Annotated in this window: 16 protein-coding genes; 5 read left to right on the top strand and 11 right to left on the bottom strand. The window is 60.8% G+C overall.

Annotation, left to right across the window (positions count from 1 at the left end; all coding sequences use genetic code 11):
* Window positions 1-25: 25 nt before the first annotated feature.
* Together dacB and NMA52_RS00495 are read right to left on the bottom strand one after the other, a co-directional pair.
* On the bottom strand, window positions 26-1,465 hold the full coding sequence (gene dacB / locus NMA52_RS00500; protein WP_254825666.1) for a D-alanyl-D-alanine carboxypeptidase/D-alanyl-D-alanine-endopeptidase: 1,440 nt from the start codon (window positions 1,463-1,465) through the stop codon (window positions 26-28).
* 57 nt (window positions 1,466-1,522) lie between these two features.
* Window positions 1,523-4,747 carry a proprotein convertase P-domain-containing protein gene (locus NMA52_RS00495; RefSeq protein WP_254825665.1) on the bottom strand — a complete coding sequence of 1,075 codons (3,225 nt, stop codon included), beginning with the start codon at window positions 4,745-4,747 and terminating at the stop codon, window positions 1,523-1,525.
* A 150-nt stretch (window positions 4,748-4,897) separates the two neighbouring features.
* On the opposite strand from NMA52_RS00495, the gene rpmH reads away from it, so the two are divergent.
* A complete protein-coding gene (gene rpmH, locus NMA52_RS00490; RefSeq protein WP_183495167.1) occupies window positions 4,898-5,053 on the top strand; it encodes a 50S ribosomal protein L34 in 156 nt (51 codons plus the stop codon).
* Window positions 5,054-5,148: 95 nt separating this feature from the next.
* On the top strand, window positions 5,149-5,601 hold the full coding sequence (gene dtd / locus NMA52_RS00485) for a D-aminoacyl-tRNA deacylase (protein WP_254825664.1): 453 nt from the start codon (window positions 5,149-5,151) through the stop codon (window positions 5,599-5,601).
* Between the two features lie 48 nt (window positions 5,602-5,649).
* On the opposite strand, the gene truA is transcribed toward dtd, so the two are convergent.
* Complete coding sequence (truA, locus tag NMA52_RS00480) at window positions 5,650-6,384, bottom strand: tRNA pseudouridine(38-40) synthase TruA (RefSeq protein ID WP_254825663.1); 735 nt, start codon at window positions 6,382-6,384, stop codon at window positions 5,650-5,652.
* Between the two features lie 94 nt (window positions 6,385-6,478).
* Between truA and NMA52_RS00475 the strand changes: the two genes are divergently transcribed.
* Complete coding sequence (locus tag NMA52_RS00475) at window positions 6,479-7,864, top strand: NAD(P)/FAD-dependent oxidoreductase (protein WP_254825662.1); 1,386 nt, start codon at window positions 6,479-6,481, stop codon at window positions 7,862-7,864.
* Window positions 7,854-9,842, top strand: a complete 1,989-nt coding sequence (locus tag NMA52_RS00470; RefSeq protein ID WP_254825661.1) for a 4Fe-4S binding protein — start codon at window positions 7,854-7,856, stop codon at window positions 9,840-9,842. The genes NMA52_RS00475 and NMA52_RS00470 overlap by 11 nt, the downstream gene beginning before the upstream one ends.
* Before the next feature lie 377 nt (window positions 9,843-10,219).
* Here the strand turns inward: NMA52_RS00470 and NMA52_RS00465 are convergent, their stop codons facing one another.
* The 3 genes from NMA52_RS00465 to NMA52_RS00455 form a co-directional block, all read right to left on the bottom strand.
* Window positions 10,220-10,750, bottom strand: a complete 531-nt coding sequence (locus NMA52_RS00465; protein WP_254825660.1) for a DinB family protein — start codon at window positions 10,748-10,750, stop codon at window positions 10,220-10,222.
* A gap of 111 nt (window positions 10,751-10,861) precedes the next feature.
* Window positions 10,862-11,356 carry a hypothetical protein gene (locus NMA52_RS00460; protein WP_254825659.1) on the bottom strand — a complete coding sequence of 165 codons (495 nt, stop codon included), beginning with the start codon at window positions 11,354-11,356 and terminating at the stop codon, window positions 10,862-10,864.
* Window positions 11,357-12,350: 994 nt separating this feature from the next.
* Window positions 12,351-14,495 carry a catalase gene (locus tag NMA52_RS00455; RefSeq protein ID WP_254825658.1) on the bottom strand — a complete coding sequence of 715 codons (2,145 nt, stop codon included), beginning with the start codon at window positions 14,493-14,495 and terminating at the stop codon, window positions 12,351-12,353.
* Window positions 14,496-14,729: 234 nt separating this feature from the next.
* Between NMA52_RS00455 and katG the strand changes: the two genes are divergently transcribed.
* Window positions 14,730-17,033: a catalase/peroxidase HPI gene (katG, locus tag NMA52_RS00450; protein ID WP_254825657.1), complete on the top strand. Its 2,304-nt coding sequence runs from the start codon at window positions 14,730-14,732 to the stop codon at window positions 17,031-17,033.
* 129 nt (window positions 17,034-17,162) lie between these two features.
* Here katG and NMA52_RS00445 read toward each other — a convergent pair whose 3' ends face one another.
* The 5 genes from NMA52_RS00445 to NMA52_RS00425 all read right to left on the bottom strand — a co-directional run bounded on the left by NMA52_RS00445 (window position 17,163) and on the right by NMA52_RS00425 (window position 21,845).
* Complete coding sequence (locus NMA52_RS00445) at window positions 17,163-17,882, bottom strand: DoxX family protein (RefSeq protein WP_254825656.1); 720 nt, start codon at window positions 17,880-17,882, stop codon at window positions 17,163-17,165.
* A gap of 186 nt (window positions 17,883-18,068) precedes the next feature.
* On the bottom strand, window positions 18,069-19,895 hold the full coding sequence (locus NMA52_RS00440; RefSeq protein WP_254825655.1) for an arylsulfatase: 1,827 nt from the start codon (window positions 19,893-19,895) through the stop codon (window positions 18,069-18,071).
* A gap of 123 nt (window positions 19,896-20,018) precedes the next feature.
* Window positions 20,019-20,393 (bottom strand): hypothetical protein, encoded by a 375-nt coding sequence (locus NMA52_RS00435; RefSeq protein ID WP_254825654.1) that lies wholly within the window; start codon window positions 20,391-20,393, stop codon window positions 20,019-20,021.
* Between the two features lie 10 nt (window positions 20,394-20,403).
* On the bottom strand, window positions 20,404-20,739 hold the full coding sequence (locus tag NMA52_RS00430; protein ID WP_254825653.1) for a hypothetical protein: 336 nt from the start codon (window positions 20,737-20,739) through the stop codon (window positions 20,404-20,406).
* A gap of 53 nt (window positions 20,740-20,792) precedes the next feature.
* Window positions 20,793-21,845, bottom strand: a complete 1,053-nt coding sequence (locus tag NMA52_RS00425; RefSeq protein ID WP_254825652.1) for an NAD-dependent epimerase/dehydratase family protein — start codon at window positions 21,843-21,845, stop codon at window positions 20,793-20,795.
* Between the last annotated feature and the right edge of the window lie 89 nt (window positions 21,846-21,934).

The raw sequence follows: 21,934 nt of genomic DNA, 5'->3' as shown, positions 1-21,934 counted from the left end.
GGTGGCGGGGCAAGATACGGTCCGCTCACAGACTTGCCGTGCAGAGGTCGCGCATCAGGCCGTAGATCAGTTCGTTCAGCCGGCTTCCCCGCAGCGTATGGTTGTTCACCGCGATGCTGTAGGCTAGTCGCCTACCGTCCGGCCGGTCCACGTAGCCGGCGTATGCCCGTACCGCATCGATGGTTCCGCTTTTCCCCTGTACCCGGCCCTCGGCGACGGTCCCCCGCAGTACCCGGCGCAAGCTTCCCGTACGGCCGGCCAGGGGAATACTTTCCCGCCACCGATCGCTTCCCGACCGATCGACCAGCAGGGTCGTCATGGCCGACGGGGGAAAGAAGTTGCGTGCCGAGAGGCCGCTACCGTCTAGTAGGCGAACGCCTTCGGTTTTCACTCCCCTGGATTCCAACCAGTCGATTACGATATCGGTAGACGCCAAATCGGTGTTGCCCCGGGCCTTATTCATTTCGCGCAGGAGCGTTTCGGCGTACAGGTTATTGCTGGTCAGGTTCGTGCGGTCGACGATTTCGCTCAAGGGGGGTGACCTGCGTTCGTCGAGCACCTTCCCATTGCCGTAGGGGCCGCTACCTACCGTTTGGTCGCTGGCGGGCGGCTGTACCACGTCCACGCCACTGGCCTCCAACTTCCGGTCGAGCAATTGGGCGGCCAGCAGTGCCGGATCGGGGATCGAGCCCCGAATGCGAAACCGGCCAGTACCGACCGGTATCGTGCCCCGCACGTACTGCCGGTAATTGAAGGGTGCCCCGAAGATATACGCCCGGTCACCACTGCCCCGGGGTCCGCTGGTCAGCTCATTTACGAATACCAGTCCGGGCACTTTGGGTTCCGTATCCAGGATCGGGGGCGTAGCTCCCTCGCGCTGTCGCTGACTGAACGACAGGTAGTAGGCGTTCTCGTTTACGTTGAGGCCGTAGGTACCCGCCCCGTAGTAGTTGCCCAGGTCCGCCCATGACCACCCCCGCCCGGCGCCGTCGGTCGTGTAGTAGCTTCCGTCGCCGACCACCGCGCCGCTGATGCGGGTGATGCCCGCCGCCCTCACTTTATCTACCCAGGTCTGGACCACTTCGTCCAGCGAAGCCACGCCCTCCATGAGCGAGCTTCCCAGGGTAGGGTCCCCACCACCCACAATGACGAGATTTCCGCGCAGGGTACCTCCCTCAATGGGTCCGTTCGCCACCAGCCAGGTCCGGAACCGGTGGTCGGGACCGAGAAGATCCATCGCCGCCGCGGTGGTGATCAACTTCTGGGTAGACGCCGGGATACAGGCCCGTTCGGCGTTGTGGCCGGCCAGTTGACGGCCCGTATTTACGTCGCGTACGTCCACGGCTATTACGGCATTTCTTAGCTCCTGCGTTCCCGCAAAATCCTGCACCACATCCCGCACCGAAGGCTGTCCGTGCAGCACGGTGGATACTAAAAGCAGGGAGAAAAGGCAACGCAGAAGCATGGCGGTAGAGGGTTTTTTATGCGTAGCCGGGTGGGCAGGGCAGCAGGTGCAATGTAATTAGTGAAGGAGCAATACGCGTCGGGTAACGCTCCCCGGCGCTCCCGAAATGCGAAGGTGATAAACGCCGGTCGGAACACCCTGGATGTCAATTTGCACGGGACCATCCGCTCGCCGTTCCCACTGACGGACCGGTCGGCCCGCGGCGTCGTACAGCACGAGGTGGAGGGGTTTATTTACCCACGCCGCTCCCGCTTCCAGATGGAGGATGCCCCGGGTGGGATTCGGGTAGAGGCTTAGCTGCGGATCAACGGTTCCGGGTAACAGCGCGTTCGGGTCTTCCAGCGTTACGAACTGCGCCGGACCGGGAAATTCGCCGCAGTCATTTACGGCGACCAATCGCCAGTAAAATCCCTCCGGCAGATCGGCGCGCGGAAGGGTGAGCACATTTATGGGAGAGGTACGGGCGCCTACGACCCGGGCAAAATCTTCGGTTTCCGCGATCTCCAACCGGTATTCCCGCGCCACGTCGGAGGTTCTCCAGTAAAAGGTAACCGTGGTCGAATCGGCGCGGACCGTAGCGGGGGGTACGGGTTCGGGGATCGGCAGTACCGTGAGCGTACTCACCGCCCGCCGCTCGGTGCCGTCGTCGTCGGTCACAACGTAGGATAAGTCGAAGGTGCCGGGCCCGACCAGCGTCCAGGCGCTGAAGCGCACCAGCACTTCCCCGCTCTGGCGGTCGATGGAGTAGCTATAATTATCCAGGGCCAGATTGCCGGCCTCCACCCGCAAATCGGGATCGGTAAAGGTGCCCCGTAGTTGCAACCGAGCCTCTCCGTCCCCATTGGAGCAACTGGTGATGGGCGCGGACCGCAACCCGATGCCGACCTCCCGGTCCCTGGTGCGTTCCCCGCAAATGTTCAGACCAAAGTCGGTGAGGGACCCACCGTCCCGGATCGCCCGGTCGGTGAGTAAGAGCTGCCAGGTGCCCCGGGCCAGGGTACCGTTGAGGCTGGACAGCGGTTGCCGGGATTGCACGCGGCGGTAGTCATCGCGGCGCCCCGTTTCACAATCTTCCCCGAACGATTCGGCCGTCACCGGGGCGTCGTCGGCGAAGTTGACGTAGAGGTTTCTGCCCGCGCACAGCCCGTTTTGCAGTGGCCGGAAGAGGGAGATGACGGTACCGTCCGGAGCTACGAGATCGGCGTACACGTCACCGATGTAAGTATGTTCCAGCCCGAGGGTCACTTCGAGGGAGGAGATCGTAATTGGGTTGGCCACGTAGATCTCGGACACCACGCGTACCGAGTCGCGGGAAGAGATGGTCAGCGGCAGGTCGCTCGCGTATTTTACCGTACAACTCCGGTCGGAGGTGGTGAAAGTGGACGTAGCCGACCATTCCCCCGCCCCGCAGGCATTGCGGGAGCGTACCCGCCAGTAGTAGGTGGTTGTCCCCGCCAGCGGGTAGACGAGCTCCAGCCGGGTTTCCGTAATCATCGACAGGTCAAGCTCGCGGCTGGCGAAGGTGGGATCGGTCGACAGTTGGAGGTTGTAGGCGGTGGCCCCTTCCCGCGCCGCCCAGGTGAATTGGGCGAAGGGGTCGACGTCGGACTCACCGGCGACGGGCAGCCCCGGCGTGGGGGCGGAGGGAGCACCGTCGGTCAGTCGTAGCCGGAGAGTTAACTCGTCCGCGACCCCCTCACCGGTCACGGTTACGCGGATGGAGTATTCCCCCGCCATGGCCGGCACGACCGTACCCCGGTAAATGATCTGGAAGTCCCGGCCGCGGGAGGCGACGGAAGGAGCGTAGAGCGTAAGGTTATCGTCGGTAGAAACGGTGACGTTGTTGGTTTCGGCGAAGCCTTCCCCGAGCCGTACGGTAAATGCCACGGAGTCCGTCACGCAGCTGGTCAGGGACCCGGCTTTAGCCGTCAGGAGAAAGGGAAGATCGGCTTGTTCGAGTCCGTCGAGAGTGACGGCACCGGTCTGGTTGGGGTCGAGCCAGTCCACGAGTCGGGTATCGGGGGTGCCGCCGCCCGTCCAGCTGCGGTGGAGAAAACCGAACATATCGTCACCGTCCCGCTCGCAGGAAGCCCGCCCACCGAAGAGTTGGCCGCGGACCCTTCCGTCCAGGTCGAAGAGCGGCGCACCCGACGAGCCGGCCTGGGTGGTACCGGCATCCCACGTGGGAACCCGCAGGAAGTCGCCTGCGGCGTAGAGGCTATCGCCGGTAATGTTACTTACGGCCGTCGGTTGGTAGGAGTAGGTGATGCGTTTTTCCTCGACGTTGGGGTGGTGTACGGTAAGGACGCCGTCGGCGGGCGCGGTAGCTTCGTTCGACCAGCCGGCAAAGAAGGCATCGGCGCGGGGATTGACCGGGTCGTCGAATTCGAGCAGTACCAGATCGGTGGGTAAGTGACGGGCGCGCAGGCGGGCACCGGAGTTGAACACCTCGAGCTTGCCGTTACCCGCCGCGCCGTTCTCCGCCGAATCCGGTGGCCGGCAGCTACTGTTCTCGAAGTTCCAGTAGGCGACCAGGGAGGGGGCCGAAGATTCGTCAACGTTGCAATGCTCCGCGGTGATGAAGAAGGGGCGGCCGTCCTGATTCGTATTGTTGACCAGAAAGCCCGTACACTGGCTACGGCCGTTGAGGGTGTAGGCGGCGACGCTGCGGATCACGTCGCGGTAGTCGTCGATGAGGGGGAAGCCGTCGGCCGATCCGCAGACCACGTCGATGTTACAGTGGCCGGACTGATCGGCCACGCCGACGAAGTCGTGGTTCACGGACGAAAGGACGAGGCCGGTACCCTCCCGCCCCGCATCGGGCATGACCAGTTCGATCAGCAACTCATCGCCGGGCAGGAGGGGCGACCAGAACTGAGCGTGATCCGCGTTGTCGGCGGAGGTAAAGGGGCCGTAACGGACCTCTTCGGTGGCGAGGTACAGCTCGGCTCCCTGCGGAAGCCGGTAGCCGGTGAAGCCGAGATTGAGGGACTTGGCACCGGGGCTCCGGACGCGTAGGTGCCAGGTAGCCCGGCCATCTACGGTTGTCCACTGCCCCTCCCGGTCGGGCGTGATCTGTACGGGCAGGGTGACGGCAAACTCCCGGGGGCGGTCCGCTCGGTGGGCTTCGGCTTCGCGACGGAGCAGGATGGCATTATCCTGGAGGGGGAGGTCGAGTACGGGCAGGCTGCGGAATTCGGCCCGGGGTACGCCGCGTTGCGCGACTGCCGGATTGGCGACGATCAGCCATCCGAAAAGCAGCAAAAGCGGGACACGGAACATACGCGGGGTTTTGCGAGGGTCAAGGTAAGGCGCAATCGCGGGGGCAATAAATTGAAGGCGAAGTTTGTAGGTTGTCTGCTAAAGCATTACCTTTGCCCGACTTTTGCAGAACCTCCGGCCCGGTCTCGCGTGCCCCGAAAAATATAGAAGATGAAAAGGACATTCCAGCCCTCCAAGCGTAAGCGCGTCAACAAGCACGGCTTCCGTTCCCGTATGTCAACCAAAAATGGCCGCAAGCTGCTGGCCCGCCGTCGTGCTAAGGGTCGCTATAAGCTGACCGTCAGCGACGATACCTACAAGAAGTAACTGATACCACCGGATTAACTCCCGGAAGGTTGCAAAATTTTAAGCCCGGCTGCTGTATGCAGTCCGGGCTTTTTGCACGTTCGTACCTTGCCGCCATGCGTATCCTTATTCAACGTGTCAGCCGGGCCTCCGTAACGATTGCCGGGGAGGTTTCCGGCCAGATCGGCCCCGGCCTCCTCGTCCTGCTCGGCATCGAGGATGCTGACGGCACGGAAGACATCGAGCACCTCTGCGGAAAGATCAGCCGCCTGCGCATCTTCAGCGACGCGGAGGGGAAGATGAACCTCAGTGTAGCGGACACCGACGGCGGCCTGCTGGTCGTATCCCAGTTCACCCTCTTCGCCAGTACGAAGAAAGGCAACCGGCCGGGCTTTACGCGCAGTGCCGGGCCGCCGGTGGCCATTCCGCTGTACGAGCGGTTCGTGGCACGGCTGGCCGAAGTATCCGGCCGTCCGGTGGAGACCGGTGAGTTTGGGGCCGATATGCAGGTCGAGCTCATTAATGACGGTCCGGTCACGATCTGGATGGATTCGCGGAACCGGGAATGACCACCGAACGGAATGTTCCCGACCAAGATGCCGGCTGACCGCCCGGCCTCAGTACTCCACCTTACTGAGGAATAGGCCCTCCGGCCGTGCCTGCCCCACCCCCAGTCGCTGGCCGGTTTCGAGCGCACGCTTTATCTCCTCCGGCGTCACCCTTCCCTGCCCCACCCGCAACAACTGAAAGACAAAGATCCGGATCATGCCCCGCAAAAAACGATCGGCTACGAAGCGGAATCGGTAACGGCCCTCCCCCTCGTCGTGCAGACTGGCCTCGCGCAGCTCACAAGTGGTGGTATTGTGGCGATCGGGCGTCAGGCAGAAGGCGCGAAAATCGTGGTGGCCGGTGAGCAACGCGCACGCTCCTTGCATAGTCGTGAAGTCATAGCCTTCCATTTCGTACAAACTACTCAGCGGAGCCAGGAAGGGATCGGCCTGGGTATGAATAAAGTAGTCGTAGGTGCGCTCCCGGGCGTCGTAGCGAACGTGGGCACCGGAGTCGACCTCCCACACCCGGTAGAGCACGATATCGTCGGGGAGGAGCTTGTTGACGATGAAGAGCCAGTTGTCGCGCAGGGGCTGCTCGCTGTCGAAGTGTAGGTAGTAGTCGGAGGCGTGGACGCCGGCGTCGGTCCTGCCGCATCCTACTGCTTTCACCGGCGAAGACTGCACCTGCGTCACCGCCCGTTCGATCGTTTCCTGCACGCTTACCGTGTTGCCGGATTGTCTTTGCCAGCCCCGGTAATGGGTGCCGCGGTAGGCCAGGTGAACGAAATAGCGGTGGGGCATAGGCGTAAATGTAAGCTTGCGACAGCACGGACGGTGGCGAACGCGCACTTCTGCCCGGATGGCGTAGTTTGTGGAACTACCTATCCCAGTTACTATGCACGTCGCCATCATCGGCAACGGTATCGCCGGAGTGACCGCCGCCCGCTGGCTGCGCAAACTCAGCGATGACGTCCGAATCACCATGATCTCCGCCGAATCGGACTATTTCTTCTCCCGCACCGCCCTCATGTACGTATACATGGGCCACCAGCGCTGGGAAGATCTGATGCCCTACGAACCCTTTTTCTGGAAGAAGAACCGCATTGACCTCCTGCGGCGGTACGTGGAACGAGTAGATACGAACGGAAAAGTGCTGCACTTCGGCGACGGTGGCACCCTGGCCTACGATAAGCTCGTACTGGCCACCGGCAGCAGCCCCAATAAATTCGGTTGGCCGGGACAGGACCTCCGGCGGGTCAGCGGCATGGTGAGCGCCCAGGACCTGGACAATCTGGAGGAGATCACCCCCGAGATTAAGGCAGCCGTCGTGGTGGGCGGCGGCCTCATCGGCATCGAACTGGCCGAAATGCTGCACAGTCGGCACATTCCCGTATCCCTGCTGGTGCGCGAATCAAGTTACTGGAGCAATGCCCTGCCGCCGGAGGAAAGCCGCATGGTGAGCCGTCACATCGTCAGTCACGGCATCAATCTGCGCCACGACACGGAGCTTGCGGAAATTCAGGACGACGGGGGCGGGGCCGCGGGAGCCATCACCACCAAAACGGGCGAACGGATCGAGTGCCAGTACGTAGGTCTCACCGCCGGGGTGCATCCCAACATCGATTTTCTGCGGGACGTAGCGGAGCTCGAGCTCGGTAAGGGTATTCTGGTCGACGATTACCTACAAACCTCTGTCCCCGACGTCTACGCCATCGGCGACTGCGCGGAGGTGCGCAACCCCCGGCCCGGGCGCAAAGCCATCGAGGCGGTCTGGTACACCGGCCGCATCATGGGCGAGACGGTGGCCTACACCCTGCTCGGTCGCCCGGTAGCCTACGATCCGGGCATCTGGTTCAATTCCGCCAAGTTCATCGACATTGAGTACCAGGTGTACGGCGAGGTACCGGCGCACGGCCGCGACGGGCTGACTACTCTCTACTGGGAGCACCCGGACGGGGAAAAGTCCGTCCGCATCAACTACGAGGAAAGCGACGGTCGGGTAGTCGGCTTCAACCTGATGGGCATCCGCTACCGCCACGAGGTCTGCGAAAAGTGGATCGCCCGCGGCACCCACGTCGAGGAGGTGCTCCAGCAGCTCGGGATGGCCAACTTCGATCCCGAGTTTTACCAGGAGTACGAAGCGGAGGTCGTCGAGCTGTACAACCGGCAAACCGGCAAGCAGCTTCAGCTTCGCCAGAAGCGCGGTCTGAAGGCCGCCCTGCAGTTCCTTAATTTCAAACGCCGCGCACCGCGCGCAACCGCTACCCCTGATGCCCAGTAAGACCACCCAAAAATCCCTGCTCCAGTATATCGGACTCGGACTATTCGTCCTGGCGCTGCTGACCTTCACGGCCATGCTGGGCCTGGAACGGTACCAGCTCAGCGAGGAAGACCTGATCGATACGGTGGCTCCGGACCCACGGTCGGTTCAGGACGGAGACGGCGAAGCGGCCTCTACGGTTTCCGCCGGCTCATCGGGCGGAACCAGCGTCCAGGCGGACGACGCACCTGCCCAGGAGCCGGTCACCGATGTCGACCCGAAGGCGCGCCTGATCCACGAAATTCAGGGCGATGCCTTCCGCGAAGCGGGGCGGGAGCGGGGGCTTTTCGGCACCACCTTCGGCAGCAGCTTCAGTTTCAGCGCGAGGGTCGGCGAAGTATTCGAGGCGGCCAAAGTGCGGGTGAACGAGCGGGTAGACCGGCTCCAGGAAGAGAATGCCCTCCCCGAAGGCGTTTCCGAGTGGGATATCCGCCTTTCCGATCCGATCTACTTCAAGCAGAATCTGGCGGCCCTGACCGCCGCGGCGGAGCGGGGGCCGGTGAAGAACAATCCCGTACTCTTCCTGGGACTGACCATCGGGCTGGGTCTGCTCGGCGGCCTGCTGTATATTTTGCCCAAATTTCGGGGGCACGCGGGCATTAAGAACGACCATGTCTACCACGCCCAGTTGACCAAAGGACTTAATCTGGGGTGGCGAAGTTTCTTCCTGGGAGTCACGACCGTCGGCATCATCGGCTACGGCATCCGGTATATGGCCAGCGATTGGTTCTGGCCGGCCGTCACGGCGGCGACCGCACTGGCGATCATCGGCCTGGTGATGTTCGTGCAGCATTCCTGGCGCAATGCTCCGGCGCGCGCGGCGGACCCGGCCGGACTGTCGGCCTACCTCGGCATTTTCGCCGGGACGTACCTGATCGGCTTCTACGTCCTGCTGTACTGGGCCCCGGAGCACGTCGCGCCCTGGATCACGATGGTCGATCCGCTCAAGCAGGGCTTATTCGGCGGCGTGGCGAGCCAGTGGTTTCTTTACGGCGTGCTGTACACCCTTATCATTCTGGTGATGGGCGTTCGCATGATCGCCAAGTACCGCCACAATAAGTACCAGATCGTCCGAACACTCTCCGTGATGTTTTTTCAGACGGCCTTCGCCTTCATCATCCCCGAAATTCTCGGAGCGCTGAACAAGCCCCAGCAGGACCTCAAGAATATTTGGCCCCTCGACTACGATTTTTTCTTCGGCTGGCAGCTCGATCAGTTCCAGAGTGCCGGGGCCCTGGGCACTTTCATGTTAGTGTGGGGCATCTTTCTGGTTATCGTCGGCGTACCCCTCATGGTGCATCTGGTGGGCAAGCGGTGGTACTGCAGTTGGGTCTGTGGCTGTGGTGGCTTGGCCGAGACCATGGGTGACCCCTGGCGGCAGCTCAGCGACAAGAGCCTGCGCGCCTGGAAGTTCGAGCGCTGGATCATCCACGGCGTGCTGGTGGCGGCCATTCTGATGACGGCCCTTACGCTGTATTCTTACTTTACCGGTGCCGAAAGTCTACTTGGCTTTCAAACCTGGAAGGTCCAGAAATGGTACGGCTTCCTCATCGGCGCGGGATTTGCCGGCGTCGTGGGCACGGGTTTTTATCCCCTCATGGGCAATCGCGTCTGGTGCCGCTTCGGCTGTCCGTTGGCGGCCTACCTGGGACTGGTTCAACGTTTCCAGAGTCGGTTCCGCATCACCACGAACGGTGGGCAGTGCATCAGCTGCGGCAACTGCTCCACCTACTGCGAAATGGGCATTGACGTGCGTGCTTACGCCCAGATGGGACAGGACATCGTGCGGGCCAGTTGCGTCGGTTGCGGCGTCTGCGCGGCGGTGTGCCCCCGGGGAGTATTGCGGCTCGAAAACTCCAGTGAAGATGCGGGCTACCGGACGGTACCGGAACGGGTGATCCACGTCTCGGAAGAAGAAGGAGTGGTGATGAAATTTTAAATTTAAGATGTGAAATTTTTAATTGGCTGCCGCACGTGGGATGTAGGGATTTACCATGTACCATTTCTGATGTACCATGTACCATTTGGCTGCCGCACGGTATAGGCGTGACGGGTGAGGAAGGAGTGGTGATGAAATTTTAAATTTAGAATTTGAAATTTTTAATTGAGCTGCCGCACGTGGGAGGTGTTAGTACGCCGGGATCAAGGGATTTACCATGTACCGTTTCTCATGTACCATGTACGATTGGGCTGCCGCATGGTATAGGTGCCGACCGACGACGCACACGAGCGCAGCAAGCATCCCCGCAAATTGAAAATTGAAAATGGTAAATTGTAAATCCCCATTCCCATTCCAATTCCCCCGACGAGGCTTATCTAAAACAATTTCTCCCCCGGAGGCTCCACGCCGGCGAGTCGCAGGTAGACGGTGGTTTGTCCGCGGTGGTGGGTCTGGTGCTCGAAGGCCTTGTCGATGGCCGAGGCGCGACTCAGGTCGAAGCGACCGAACATGTTGATCTGTTCGCTAAGGGTAGCGGGATCCATATCACGGATGCTCGCGAGTACGAAATCGTAGGCTTCCGTGACTATGCGGGTTACGTTCTCCTTTGAGTGATCCGAAGATTTTTCCGATTCTCCCTGAGCCACCGGACTGTCCACGCCGGTGCCGGCCGAGGAGATACCGTAGATGCCGTCCGCCAGGTGGAGCATTTGCTGGGCGAAGGACCGCATGTCGGGAGTGGGTTTGAAATCGTACTGCTCGGCTGGCATTGCCTCCAGATACTCGAGAGTAAAGGCCTTTCCGCGTTCCCAGTCCTGGATCAGTTGCTCCGTCGGAGACTGGGCGAGCGCCGCCGTTCCCGGGACCAGGAAGAGGCACAGTATAAAAAGTACGGATGAAGGTTTCATATCGGTTGGTTTTGTGTGAAGCAAACAACCGGGGCAGTTACGATCATAATTTACCGGTTTATTCCGACATGGAACCTGAGGGCGGCGGCGGGGCGCGGGTGCAAGCGTGGATCAGAAGCGCAGGACGAGCCCCAGTCCTTCCCGAGTAGCGCCCCAGTGGAGTTCCGGTCGGACGGGGTATGGGGAATCTCCCAGTGCGGGGTCCGCGTTGTAGAGGTCGACCGCCTGCCGTACACGCTTGTCAGCCGTAGCGGACAGGGGGAAAGTGACACCCACCAGCAGGCCACCGGCGACGTACGTCTGCCACCGATTAAGGCTTTCCTCACTGTCGTCTTTCCGTATTGCATCCCCTACGGCCGCCCCCAGGACCAGGCCACCGGATAAGGCAAGGACGTTCGCCCAGTTCTTGTTCCGGTTCGCGCTTCTGAACAGGCGGTTTAGCTCCGATCCCCTTTCCTGACCACGGATCATTTCTCGCATAGTGATGATCTCGCTGTCTTTGGTAAATACGTAGCCATCGAATACTTCGCGGTACGTAAGCTCCTGCCCGGAACAGCTGAGCGTAGCCAACAAGAGGATGATCAGGGTGAATATCAGATGTCGCATTCCATAAAGCTAACCTCCCCGGCGTACATATAGTGCATCTGCTAATATCATGAGGATCTACGTCTCCGGGACTGCATAATAATTGCTTCCGACAGGGCACAAAAAAAACCCGACCACATCAGGGGGCCGGGTTTATAAGATCGCACCAACAATTAGTTCTTGAACGCATGCTGTAAATGCCAGTATGCGTATTGGCTATGGTATGCAATCCATAAAAAACAAGTGCTGTTCATATCAATCAACGTCTCTCACAACGTCAAGCTTCAGTATTCATAGTGTCAAAAAACAAATCAACTAAAATTGCTAATCGGTATCGACGTCTCTCACAACGTTCGCTATCCATGTCACATAGATAAGGCGATTTCCGGCCCTAAATTTCATCCTGACGTTCGTATGTTCTGAGGGGTAACTACGGTGTTCTGAACGGCACCAGTTTTGCCCGACAAGCAGAGGGAACGACTATTCTGGCTTCATTATCAGCTACTTACCGGGCACAAAAAAACCCGGCCGCATCAGGGGCCGGGTTTGTAAGATCGCACCAACAATTAGTTCTTGAACGCATGCTGTAAATGCCAGTATACGTATGGGCTATGGTAGGCAATCCGTAAAAACAAGTGCTGTTCATATCAATCAACGTCTCTCACAACGTCAAGCTTCAATATTCATAGTGTCGAAAAAGTCAGGCTCGGTTAAATTCACGTCTCTCACAACGTCAAGCTTTATGAAACCATAGTGTCTATGCAAATCAAGCAAAAATACTATCGGATAAATTCGACGTCTCTCACAACGTTCGCTATCGATGTCACATAGGTAATGCGATTTCCGGGCGATCATTTCATTTTTGGCGTCGCATGTTCCGAACAGCAGCAGCCGTGTTCTGAATGGACGCCCGAACGGCCCGGGCCGGTGTTCCCGAAACGACGAGCAGGCACCGCAACCAGTATGCGGTGCCTGCTCTTCAGGGGGCTTTCCGGGACGTAGCCGTCCGCCTACGCTAGGCGGGCACCATCTTAGCGACCTCCATGCGGTCGTAGTTCCGGTGCTGGGCGATGGCCTTGATGAAGTCCTTCGGGCTACCGTCCACGAATACGGCGGCGTCATCCTTATGGTCTCCCGCGAAGGTGGCGTCCAGCAGTTTCTCTCCCGCACCGTCGGTAGCAATGGCTTTACAGTGCTTGAAGGCTTCGTTGACAAACTTCTTATACTTCGCCTTTTTCAGCAGGGCTTCCACCGATTGCTTTCCGCCGGGTACGTACACCGCGTCAAAGAGTACGCTCTCGGTCGTCATGATGGCCGCGAAGACTTCGTGCTCGTGCCCCTTGCTGCAGGTGATCGTGCCGCCGTGGGGCGCTACGATCTTCACCATGGCGTTCTTGGCCTTCAGCGCCTCGGACATGGCCGTGAAGTCGTCGCCGTCGAAGCCGTCCGCCGCCAGTACGGCGATCTGCCGGGTGGCGATGGTATCGGACTTCAGGTGGGTCTGGCTGAGCGCCGCGGATTTGTCCAGGTAGATCTTCTTTTCGCCCGGCTGTTGCTTCTCCACGTCGGCATCGGCGCCGATGGCCTGGTTAATGGGTTGGTCTATGGTATCGGGTACGTCCATTCCCAGTCCTTCGGCCACTTCCTTGGCCAGGGCTTCGTCGATCTGCTTGATCATCCACAACATGCGCTGCTGGATGTGCTTGTAAGTGCACTTGCCCAGTTCGAAGGTGTAGGCGTCGGCCACGTGGGCCTTTTCCCAGTCCTTCAGGCTCCGGTAGAAAAGGGCAGGTTGGGAGAAGTAGTCGACGAAGCTTTCGCTCCGGGCCCGGATCTTGTTCCCGTCGATGCGTTCGGTGAAGGATTCGAAGGCGCCCTCCGAGATCTGCGTGAGGTAGGGGCACCCGCCGCCGAGGGTGTTGGGGAAGTAGGCGGTCTTTCCCTTGGGGATCTGCATCTGCATGTGGCCGTCTCGCTGGTTGTTGTGGGCGGCGGTGACCGACTGGTTGATCGGGATCTGCTCGAAGTTCACGCTGCCCAGGCGACTCAGTTGGGTGTCGCGGTAGGAAAACAGCCGTCCCTGCAGCAGAGGGTCGTTGCTGAAGTCCAGACCGGGTACGAGGTGAGTGGGCAGAAAGGCCACCTGCTCCGTTTCGGCGAAGAAGTTGTCGGGGTTCCGGTTCAGGGTCATCTTACCAACGATCTTTACGGGCACCATCTCTTCCGGAATCAGCTTGGTAGCGTCGAGCAGGTCAAATTCGAACTTATGCTCGTCGGCCTCCGGAATGATCTGCAGGCCCAGTTCCCACTCGGGGTACTGGCCGGCGTCGATCGCGTCCCAGAGATCGCGGCGGTGGAAGTCGGGGTCGGCACCGTTGATCTTCACGGCTTCGTCCCAGGTCACGGAGTGGACGCCCAGTACCGGCTTCCAGTGGAAGCGGACGAAGTGGGCCTCCCCCCGGTCGTTGATCATGCGGAAGGTGTGGATACCGAAGCCTTCCATCATGCGCAGACTCCGGGGAATGGCGCGGTCGCTCATCACCCAGATGTGGTTGTGCAGGGTTTCGGGGGTCAGCGAAACGAAGTCGTAGAAGGTATCGTGGGCCGAGGCAGCCTGGGGGATTTCGCGGTCCGGCTCCGGCTTGACGGAGTGGATGAGGTCGGGAAACTTCATCGCGTCCTGAATAAAGAAGATCGGCATGTTGTTGCCGACCAGGTCCCAGACCCCTTCCTCGGTGTAGAACTTGACGGCGAATCCGCGCACGTCGCGGGCCAGGTCGGGCGACCCCTTGGAGCCGGCCACGGTGGAGAACCGGGTAAATACCGGGGTTTTCCGCGAGGTATCGTTGAAGATTCCCGCCTTCGTGAATTCCGGAATGGCTTCGTAGAGTTCGAAGACCCCGTGGGCCGCGCTTCCCCGGGCGTGCACGATCCGTTCGGGGATCCGCTCGTGGTCGAAGTGATTGATCTTCTCCCGCAGCATGAAATCTTCCAGCAGGGTGGCTCCCCTTACGCCCGCCTTGAGCGAGTTGTTGGCGTCGTTGATCTTGAGGCCCATGTTGGTGGTCATGGGTTGGCCGCTGGCGTCGCTCCGGTAGGATTCCAGGTGTTCGTCCTTACTGCTGCGGTCGGGGGTGGGTGCTTGATTCTTGTCGTGCATGGTTGGTGGGTTGAAGTGTAACTCCCAACCCGGCCCGGTGCGGCATGTTCGGGGCGGCGGCGCGCGGGAGCCACGGCTTTACCTGAATTCCCTTGCTCCTGCGTTCCCGCCCAATTTTACACAAAGCTTTCATAGTGCCTTTGAACCATGGCGGGCGCCCAGCCCTTTTACTGCCTGAACTTTAATCCACGCGCGGTCGGTCCGTCCGGCCCCCCACAATAATTGTTAGCTAACATGGCAGAGACCAATAATTCGGGTATTCAAAAGGAAGCCCAGAGCCACGGAAAATCGCATAATCAGGACCACGATCACGACAACGGGAAGGTCTGGGAGGTTAACGAATCGAGCCGCAGCTGTCCCTTTCTGAGCGGTGCTCACTCCACCGCCAGCGCCGGCACCTCCAACCGCGACTGGTGGCCCAACGCCCTCAACCTGTCGATCCTCCGGCAGCACTCCGAAAAGACCGACCCCATGGGGGAAGGATTTAACTACGCCGAGGAATTTAAAACCCTCGACCTGGAGGCCCTGAAGCAGGATCTGCGCGATCTGATGACCGATTCCCAGGACTGGTGGCCCGCCGATTTCGGTCACTACGGCCCCTTCTTCATCCGCATGGCGTGGCACAGCGCCGGTACCTACCGTATTGCCGACGGCCGCGGCGGCGCCGGATCGGGTGATCAGCGCTTCGCCCCCCTCAACAGCTGGCCCGACAACGCCAACCTCGATAAGGCCCGTCTGCTGCTGTGGCCCATCAAGAAAAAGTACGGCCGTAAGATCAGCTGGGCCGACCTGCTGGTCCTGACCGGCAACATGGCCCTCGAAACCATGGGCGTAAAACCCTTCGGTTTCGCCGGTGGCCGCGAGGATGTCTGGGAGCCCGCCAGCGATATTTACTGGGGTAAGGAAAGCGAGTGGCTCGGAGACGAGCGCTACACCGGTGATCGCCAACTGGAAAGCCCCCTCGCCGCCGTGCAGATGGGTCTCATCTACGTAAACCCCGAGGGACCGAACAGTAATCCCGATCCCCTGCAGGCCGCCCGCGACATTCGCGAAACTTTCGGCCGTATGGCCATGAACGACGAGGAAACCGTTGCCCTCATTGCCGGTGGTCACACCTTCGGGAAGGCCCACGGCGCCGCCGATCCCGAGAAGTACGTCGCCGCCGAGCCCGCCGGCGCCCCCATCGCGGCCATGAGCACGGGCTGGAACAGCAGCTACGAAAGCGGCCACGGTGCCCACACGATTACTTCCGGACTGGAGGTAACCTGGACCCGCACCCCCACCCAGTGGAGCAATGACTACTTCGAGTTTCTGTTCAAGTACGACTGGGAACTCTACAAGAGCCCGGCCGGTGCCTGGCAGTGGCGTCCCAAGAACGGGGAGGGGCAGGACCTGATCCCCGACGCCCACGATGCCGGCAAGAAGCACCACCCGTCGATGTTCACCACCGACCTGGCGCTCCGGGTCGACCCCGCGTACGAGAAAATCTCGAAGCGGTTCCGTGACAACAACGAGGAATTTAAGGAAGCCTTCGCCCGCGCCTGGTACAAGCTGGTGCACCGCGACATGGGTCCGCTGAGCCGTTACCTCGGCCCCGATGTACCCCAGGAAAAGCTGCTCTGGCAGGACCCCCTCCCCGAGCGCGACTACGATCTGATCGACGACGCTGACGTACAGACGCTCAAGGACAAGATCACCGAGACCGGCCTTTCCGTACAGGAGCTGGCGTACACCGCCTGGTCTTCCGCCGCTACCTTCCGGGGTTCCGATAAGCGGGGCGGCGCCAACGGTGCCCGCATCCGCTTCGCTCCCCAGCGTAACTGGGCGGTCAATAAGCCGCAACAGCTCAAGAAGGTACTCGATGCCCTGGCGAACGTACGCCGCGACTTCAACGACGGACAGTCGGGCAACAAACAGGTTTCCCTGGCGGACCTCATCGTGCTCGGCGGTAACGTTGCCATCGAGCGGGCCGCCCGGGAGGCCGGTAAAACCACCACGGTACCCTTTACCCCCGGCCGCGTGGATGCCCGCGAGGACCAGACGGACGCCGAAAGCTTCGAAGCCCTCGAGCCATACGCCGACGGATTCCGGAACTATATCAACCGCAACAATCCCATCAACGCCACCGGCGAGGAACTGCTGGTCGACCGCGCTCAGCTACTTACCCTGACCGCCCCCGAAATGACCGTCCTGGTCGGCGGTATGCGCGCGCTGGGACTCAACTACGACGACAGCAAGTACGGAGTCTTCACGGATCGTCCCGGACAACTGACGCAGGACTTCTTCAATAACGTCCTGGACCTGAGCACCAAGTGGGCGGCCGACGACGACAGCGAAACCACCTTCACGGGTAAGGATCGCCGTACGGGCGAGACCAGGTTCACCGGTACCCGGGCGGATCTGATCTTCGGCTCCAACTCGGAGCTGCGCGCGCTCGCCGAGGTGTACGCCGCCGACGATGCTTCCGACAAGTTCGTCAATGACTTCGCCAAGGCCTGGGCCAAGGTGATGGATGCTGACCGCTTCGACGTGAAGTAAGCCCGCGATTCACCGCCGTGACTCCATACAACGGAGTACAAATTCAGGAGAGGCGATCCCGGTTGGGATCGCCTCTCTGCGTTGTTCGACTATCATCTGTACGTGCCCTGCTTTCGGGCCGAAGGAACCCTACCCCACCGCCCGCTCGTAGGCTTCCAGGCAGTTGTCCAGGGTTTCGCCGCGGGTATGGACGCACTCGCAAAATTCCAGGCAGGCTTCGGGGTCGGTACTGCCGGCGCAGCGGGTCCGGCATTCCGGTACGCGATTCATGGGCATGAGGGCATTCCGCATCACCCACACGACGGAAGCGAAAACGAGGAGAACGGTCGCCACCACCGCCGCTACGAACTTGATGGGAAACCGGAAGGTCATCTCCTCCGGAGGGGGCAGCGCGGACCGGCCGGTACCATAGTTCCAGGGAAAAATGAGCCGCAGTTTGTGGTAATCCCAGCACAATAGGTAGAGGTTAGCCAGGATCATCAGCGGGGCCGTCAGCAGGGAGCCCTGGAAGCGAACCGCGAACGACAAGATGCAGATATTGACGATGATGGGAAGGTATAGTAAGGCCCCCAGCAGCGCCGTCCGGGGAATCAGCAGTAGCACCGCCGCGGCTACCTGAGCTATCCCGATGAAGGTGTAGTAATATCCCGTATGGAACAGCGCCTCCAGGTAACCGCCCAGCGGGTGGAGATTGTGCAAGTCGGTGAAGCGCTCTCCGTTGATCTTCACGAAGCCGGCCGGCAAAAATCCGGCGGCCAGGGCTATCCGGTTAAAGATCGCGAAGTACCTGAGCCAGCGATTCTGCCGGGAGCGGTAGTGCAGTTTATCCAGATAGGTGGAAACGGACATATAGACAGCGTGAGTCGCGAATATAAAGAACTTTATTAATTAAAGTCCGTATAGCGGTTGGACGGGGGTAGACCGTCCAACGGGGGTAGACCGTCCAACGGGGGTAGACCGTCCAACGGGGGTACACCGTCCAACGGGGGTACACCGTCCAACGGGGGTACACCGTCCAACGGCTATAGAAAAATATTACTTACCGGGCCCCACCCACTCCACGTACACGTAAAAAGCATTGCTCTGACCGCCGTCGGTCAGGTCGAAGTAGGCCAGTAGCTCCGCCTTACCCGCCGGCACTTCGGCTTCGATGACGGCGGCGTCGGCACCGTCGTTTGCGTCGGCCGAATAAGTACGGTCGCCGATGCGGAGGTGCGCCTGCCGGAAGGACATCGACCGGCCCCGGATGCGAGCGTCCGTATAGGGTGTCGGGGGGATACTGTCGTGGGCAGCCGCGCCGAGCGCCAGTCCACTCTCCAACGGATAGCGACGCAGTTCGAAGCGGTAGGTGCCACCACGCACGAAATCGACGGCGTAGGGGGCCAGCTTCATGGGCTCTCCCCGGCGGATTAGCATTTGGTTCCAGGGGGGCGTTCCCTCCATGATGCGGGCATCGTGACAGGTGATCACATCCGGCTTCGCGGTGCCGCCCAGTTCGATGGTGGAAAGCTCGGTTTCCGAAATTACGTCCGCCCACCAGTCCTCGTAGAAGGCATTCATCCGCTCCACCCGCTCCGGGTAGGCATCGGCTACGTTGGTGGTCTGCCCGGGGTCTTCGCTCACCTCGTACAGTTCGCTCCCGCTGACGAGCCGCCACTGCCCTTCCATCACGCAGCTGTTCTTTCCCTTTACGGGCCAGGGTACGCGCTGGGTGTCGGTGACCAGCAGGCGTTCCGGTGCCTCGTGCCGGCCGAGCAGGTAGCCGCTGATGTCGGTGCCGTCGAGGGTATTGTCCGGTCGGAACGTCTGTCCGGTCAGCGTAGCCAGGGTGGGTAGTACGTCGACGTGGGCGGTGAGGCCGGAGAGTTTGCGTCCGCCGGAAAGTCCACCGGCCGGCCACCGAATGATGAAGGGCACCCGGTGGCCGCCGTCGTACTCACTACCCTTCGTGCCCCGCATCTCGGCGTTGAATCCCATGATTTGATCCGTCCGCGGATCCCGTCGGTAGCCCGCCGCGGTGCCATTGTCGGTGGTGAAGATAATTATCGTGTTTTCGGAGATGCCCAGCTGGTCCAGGTGACGAAGGAGGCGGGCGAAGTTGTCGTCGATGTTGGTGATCATGCCGTAGAACCGCTTCTGCGTTTCGGTGATGCCCTCCGTATCGCGGTAACGATTGTAGTACTCTTCCCGCACGTTGTAGGGGCCGTGGGGGGCGTTCAGACTGAGGTAACAGAGGAAGGGATCGTCCTGCTTATCCGTTATGAACCGCATCGCCTCGTCGAACCAGACATCGGTGCAGTAGCCGGACCGCTGCTCGGGCTCGCCGTTGTGGAAATAGGTATCGTCGAAGTAATCGTTGTTCCAGTAGTCGGGCGTCTGGCCGACGCCGCCGCCGCCGTGGTAGAAAGCCTCATCGAAGCCGCGATCCTGGGGCAGGAAGGGGTGGTTGTCCCCCAAATGCCATTTGCCGAACATACCAGTAGAGTAGCCACTCCTCCGAAAAACATCGGCCAGGGTCGTTTCCCGCTTGTTGAGCAGGGAGGCCCCCATAATGGTATGCCAGACACCGTTCCGATTTGCGTTGCGGCCAGTCAGCAGACCGGCGCGGGTCGGCGCGCAGGTGGTCCCCACGTGGTAGTTAGTGAGGTTTACGGACTGGGTGGCGAAGCGGTCGATCGCGGGCGTCTGAATGAGGGGGTTGCCCGTATGTCCCATGTCGCCGTAGCCCTGGTCGTCCGTGATGACGATGATCACGTTCGGTCGGTCGGGACTACCTTTCCGGCCGACGGACTTCGTCGCGCAATCGGTAAGCAGCATAAGGATGAGGAGCGAAAGCACGCAGGCTTGCAGGGATGGTCGCATTAGGAGAAGACGTTCGGGTGATTAGTACCGCGGCGGGAAGCAACCAAAGTAAGGACTGTCCGCAAAGCCCCCGCCCAGTTAACCTACACCGGCAGAAAAAATACCAATCGTGCTGCTGTTTTATTATCCGTTGGTGATCGATACGCAGCCGTGTACGCAAGTGAAGGCCAGGGCCAACAAAAAGAAAGCGATCTGTAACAGGGACTTACCCGTAATGCTCGGCGCGTACACCGAAGGCTCGCTCGCACCGGTCTCGTCGGCGGAGTTAACTTCCGAAAGCGTGCCGGTGAGGGACAGCATGGTCGCTATTCCGAAAACGACCGATACCAGGTAGCACGCCCAGGCGACCAGTAGAGGCCATAGCGTAGCCTTCGCCGTATCGGAGATGAACGCCTGGGAGAAGGTGATGGTGAGCGCGATCATGCCGGTCGACAGGGTGATCAGCAATTTCGTGCTCTCCGCGGCAAAATCGAATGCTTTCTTCCGTTGCTCCCGCATGACCGACGACTTAGCAGATGGGCCACATCGGACAGAGGATGTTCCTTGCCCACGCCAGGGTTTCTTCCCCGATGACGTTCATCTTCTCTCCCCCGGCGTACACCTCCCCCCGGGCGATGATCATATGGTCGACCAGGATGCCGAGTTGCTTCTCCGCGATCCGCACGAGTTGGGCACGGTCGGCATTCGCAAATTGCGGCGGTGGTGCCAGGATGTTTCGGGCGGCCGCCCCGGACATATCCTCCACGTCGTGGGTGGCGCCGGCCCCGAACTGATAACCCTGGGTGAAGGCATATACCCGGGCGTAGCGATACAGGTGTTGCTTGATGTCTTCTTCCGATTCCATGGCGTGCTCCGCGGTTGGTGGTCCCTTAAGGTAGGGGAATTTCACGGGCCGCACTAGTCCATCACGCCGGCTTCCACAAGGGTCCCGAAGGCCTCTTCCATAGTTTCCCGGAGCGGACGGAAGCTTACCCCCAGTTCGCGACGGACCTTTCCGTTGTCCGCCCGCCAGTCCACGTCTACGTTCTCGCGCACGAAGCGCCGGGTAAGGGCGGGATCGACCAGCGGACCGATTAACCGCAGCAGCCACTTCGGTACGGAGCGGGAGGGAATGGGATACTCGTCGCCGTATTTGGGTTGCAGGGCCGCGGTCAGCTCTACGAAGTCGGTACAGTGCCCGCAGGTGAGGTAGCGGCCGGCGGCGGCGGGCCGGAAACCGGCGGCGTAGTGGGCTTCGGCGACGTCGCGCACGTCGACCAGTCCGATTCCGACGCGGGGCACCCCGAATTTAAGTTCCCCGCTCCCCATTTTCCTGAGGAGGCGGAGGCTTTCGGATGTACCGCTGACCGGATTGAGGGCGGGCCCCATAACCAGGCAGGGATTGATCACGACCAGGTCCCAGCGGTCCTGGGCATGGGCGATGTCCCAGGCGGTCCGTTCGGCCACGGTCTTGGAGAAGGCGTAGGGTTGGTATTCGAGACTGGCCGAGGTGTTCCAGTCGGCCTCGGTGAGACTCCCCCGACGACTATCGGTAGCGTCGGCGCCGATGGCGGCGGTGCTGCTGGTAAGCACGACACGCCGGACGGAGGCGGTTCGGTTGGCCTGTTCGAGCACGTTCTTAGTGCCTTCGACGGCGGGGCGGAGCAATTCCTGTTCGGGGTGTTCGGAATGCTGAGTAAAGGGGGAAGCCGTGTGGAAAACCAGTTGGCAATCCGCCATAGCTTCCGCGTAGGAACCCGCTTCGAGCAGATCGGCGTGGAAGTAGCGGATCCGACCGGGCGTGCTGTTTGCGAGGGCATCCAGGTGGGCTACTTTTTCCGGCGCGCGGGGGTTCCGGACGGGCGCGTGCACGGTCAGTCCCTCGTCGAGGAGCCGCTTGACCAGCCAGCTGGCTACGTAGCCGGTAGCGCCGGTGACCATGACGGGGCGGCTACGGTCGATTGGTGTCATAATTGATGCGTTCTGCGTAGCTATTCGTAAGCGGAGGGACGAATGTTCATGCCCACGGGGAAAACGATATCTCCGGGCGGCGGGGCGCG

This window comes from Lewinella sp. JB7, from assembly GCF_024297185.1.
GTDB lineage: Bacteria > Bacteroidota > Bacteroidia > Chitinophagales > Saprospiraceae > Neolewinella.
This window is presented reverse-complemented; position numbering and strand designations above follow the sequence as displayed.

Bases quoted from the DNA above. Each gene is read 5' to 3' on its own strand.
- dacB (WP_254825666.1), bottom strand. From the start codon at position 1,465: ATGCTTCTGCGTTGCCTTTTCTCCCTGCTTTTAGTATCCACCGTGCTG.
- NMA52_RS00495 (WP_254825665.1), bottom strand. From the start codon at position 4,747: ATGTTCCGTGTCCCGCTTTTGCTGCTTTTCGGATGGCTGATCGTCGCC.
- rpmH (WP_183495167.1), top strand. From the start codon at position 4,898: ATGAAAAGGACATTCCAGCCCTCCAAGCGTAAGCGCGTCAACAAGCAC.
- dtd (WP_254825664.1), top strand. From the start codon at position 5,149: ATGCGTATCCTTATTCAACGTGTCAGCCGGGCCTCCGTAACGATTGCC.
- truA (WP_254825663.1), bottom strand. From the start codon at position 6,384: ATGCCCCACCGCTATTTCGTTCACCTGGCCTACCGCGGCACCCATTAC.
- NMA52_RS00475 (WP_254825662.1), top strand. From the start codon at position 6,479: ATGCACGTCGCCATCATCGGCAACGGTATCGCCGGAGTGACCGCCGCC.
- NMA52_RS00470 (WP_254825661.1), top strand. From the start codon at position 7,854: ATGCCCAGTAAGACCACCCAAAAATCCCTGCTCCAGTATATCGGACTC.
- NMA52_RS00465 (WP_254825660.1), bottom strand. From the start codon at position 10,750: ATGAAACCTTCATCCGTACTTTTTATACTGTGCCTCTTCCTGGTCCCG.
- NMA52_RS00460 (WP_254825659.1), bottom strand. From the start codon at position 11,356: ATGCGACATCTGATATTCACCCTGATCATCCTCTTGTTGGCTACGCTC.
- NMA52_RS00455 (WP_254825658.1), bottom strand. From the start codon at position 14,495: ATGCACGACAAGAATCAAGCACCCACCCCCGACCGCAGCAGTAAGGAC.
- katG (WP_254825657.1), top strand. From the start codon at position 14,730: ATGGCAGAGACCAATAATTCGGGTATTCAAAAGGAAGCCCAGAGCCAC.
- NMA52_RS00445 (WP_254825656.1), bottom strand. From the start codon at position 17,882: ATGTCCGTTTCCACCTATCTGGATAAACTGCACTACCGCTCCCGGCAG.
- NMA52_RS00440 (WP_254825655.1), bottom strand. From the start codon at position 19,895: ATGCGACCATCCCTGCAAGCCTGCGTGCTTTCGCTCCTCATCCTTATG.
- NMA52_RS00435 (WP_254825654.1), bottom strand. From the start codon at position 20,393: ATGCGGGAGCAACGGAAGAAAGCATTCGATTTTGCCGCGGAGAGCACG.
- NMA52_RS00430 (WP_254825653.1), bottom strand. From the start codon at position 20,739: ATGGAATCGGAAGAAGACATCAAGCAACACCTGTATCGCTACGCCCGG.
- NMA52_RS00425 (WP_254825652.1), bottom strand. From the start codon at position 21,845: ATGACACCAATCGACCGTAGCCGCCCCGTCATGGTCACCGGCGCTACC.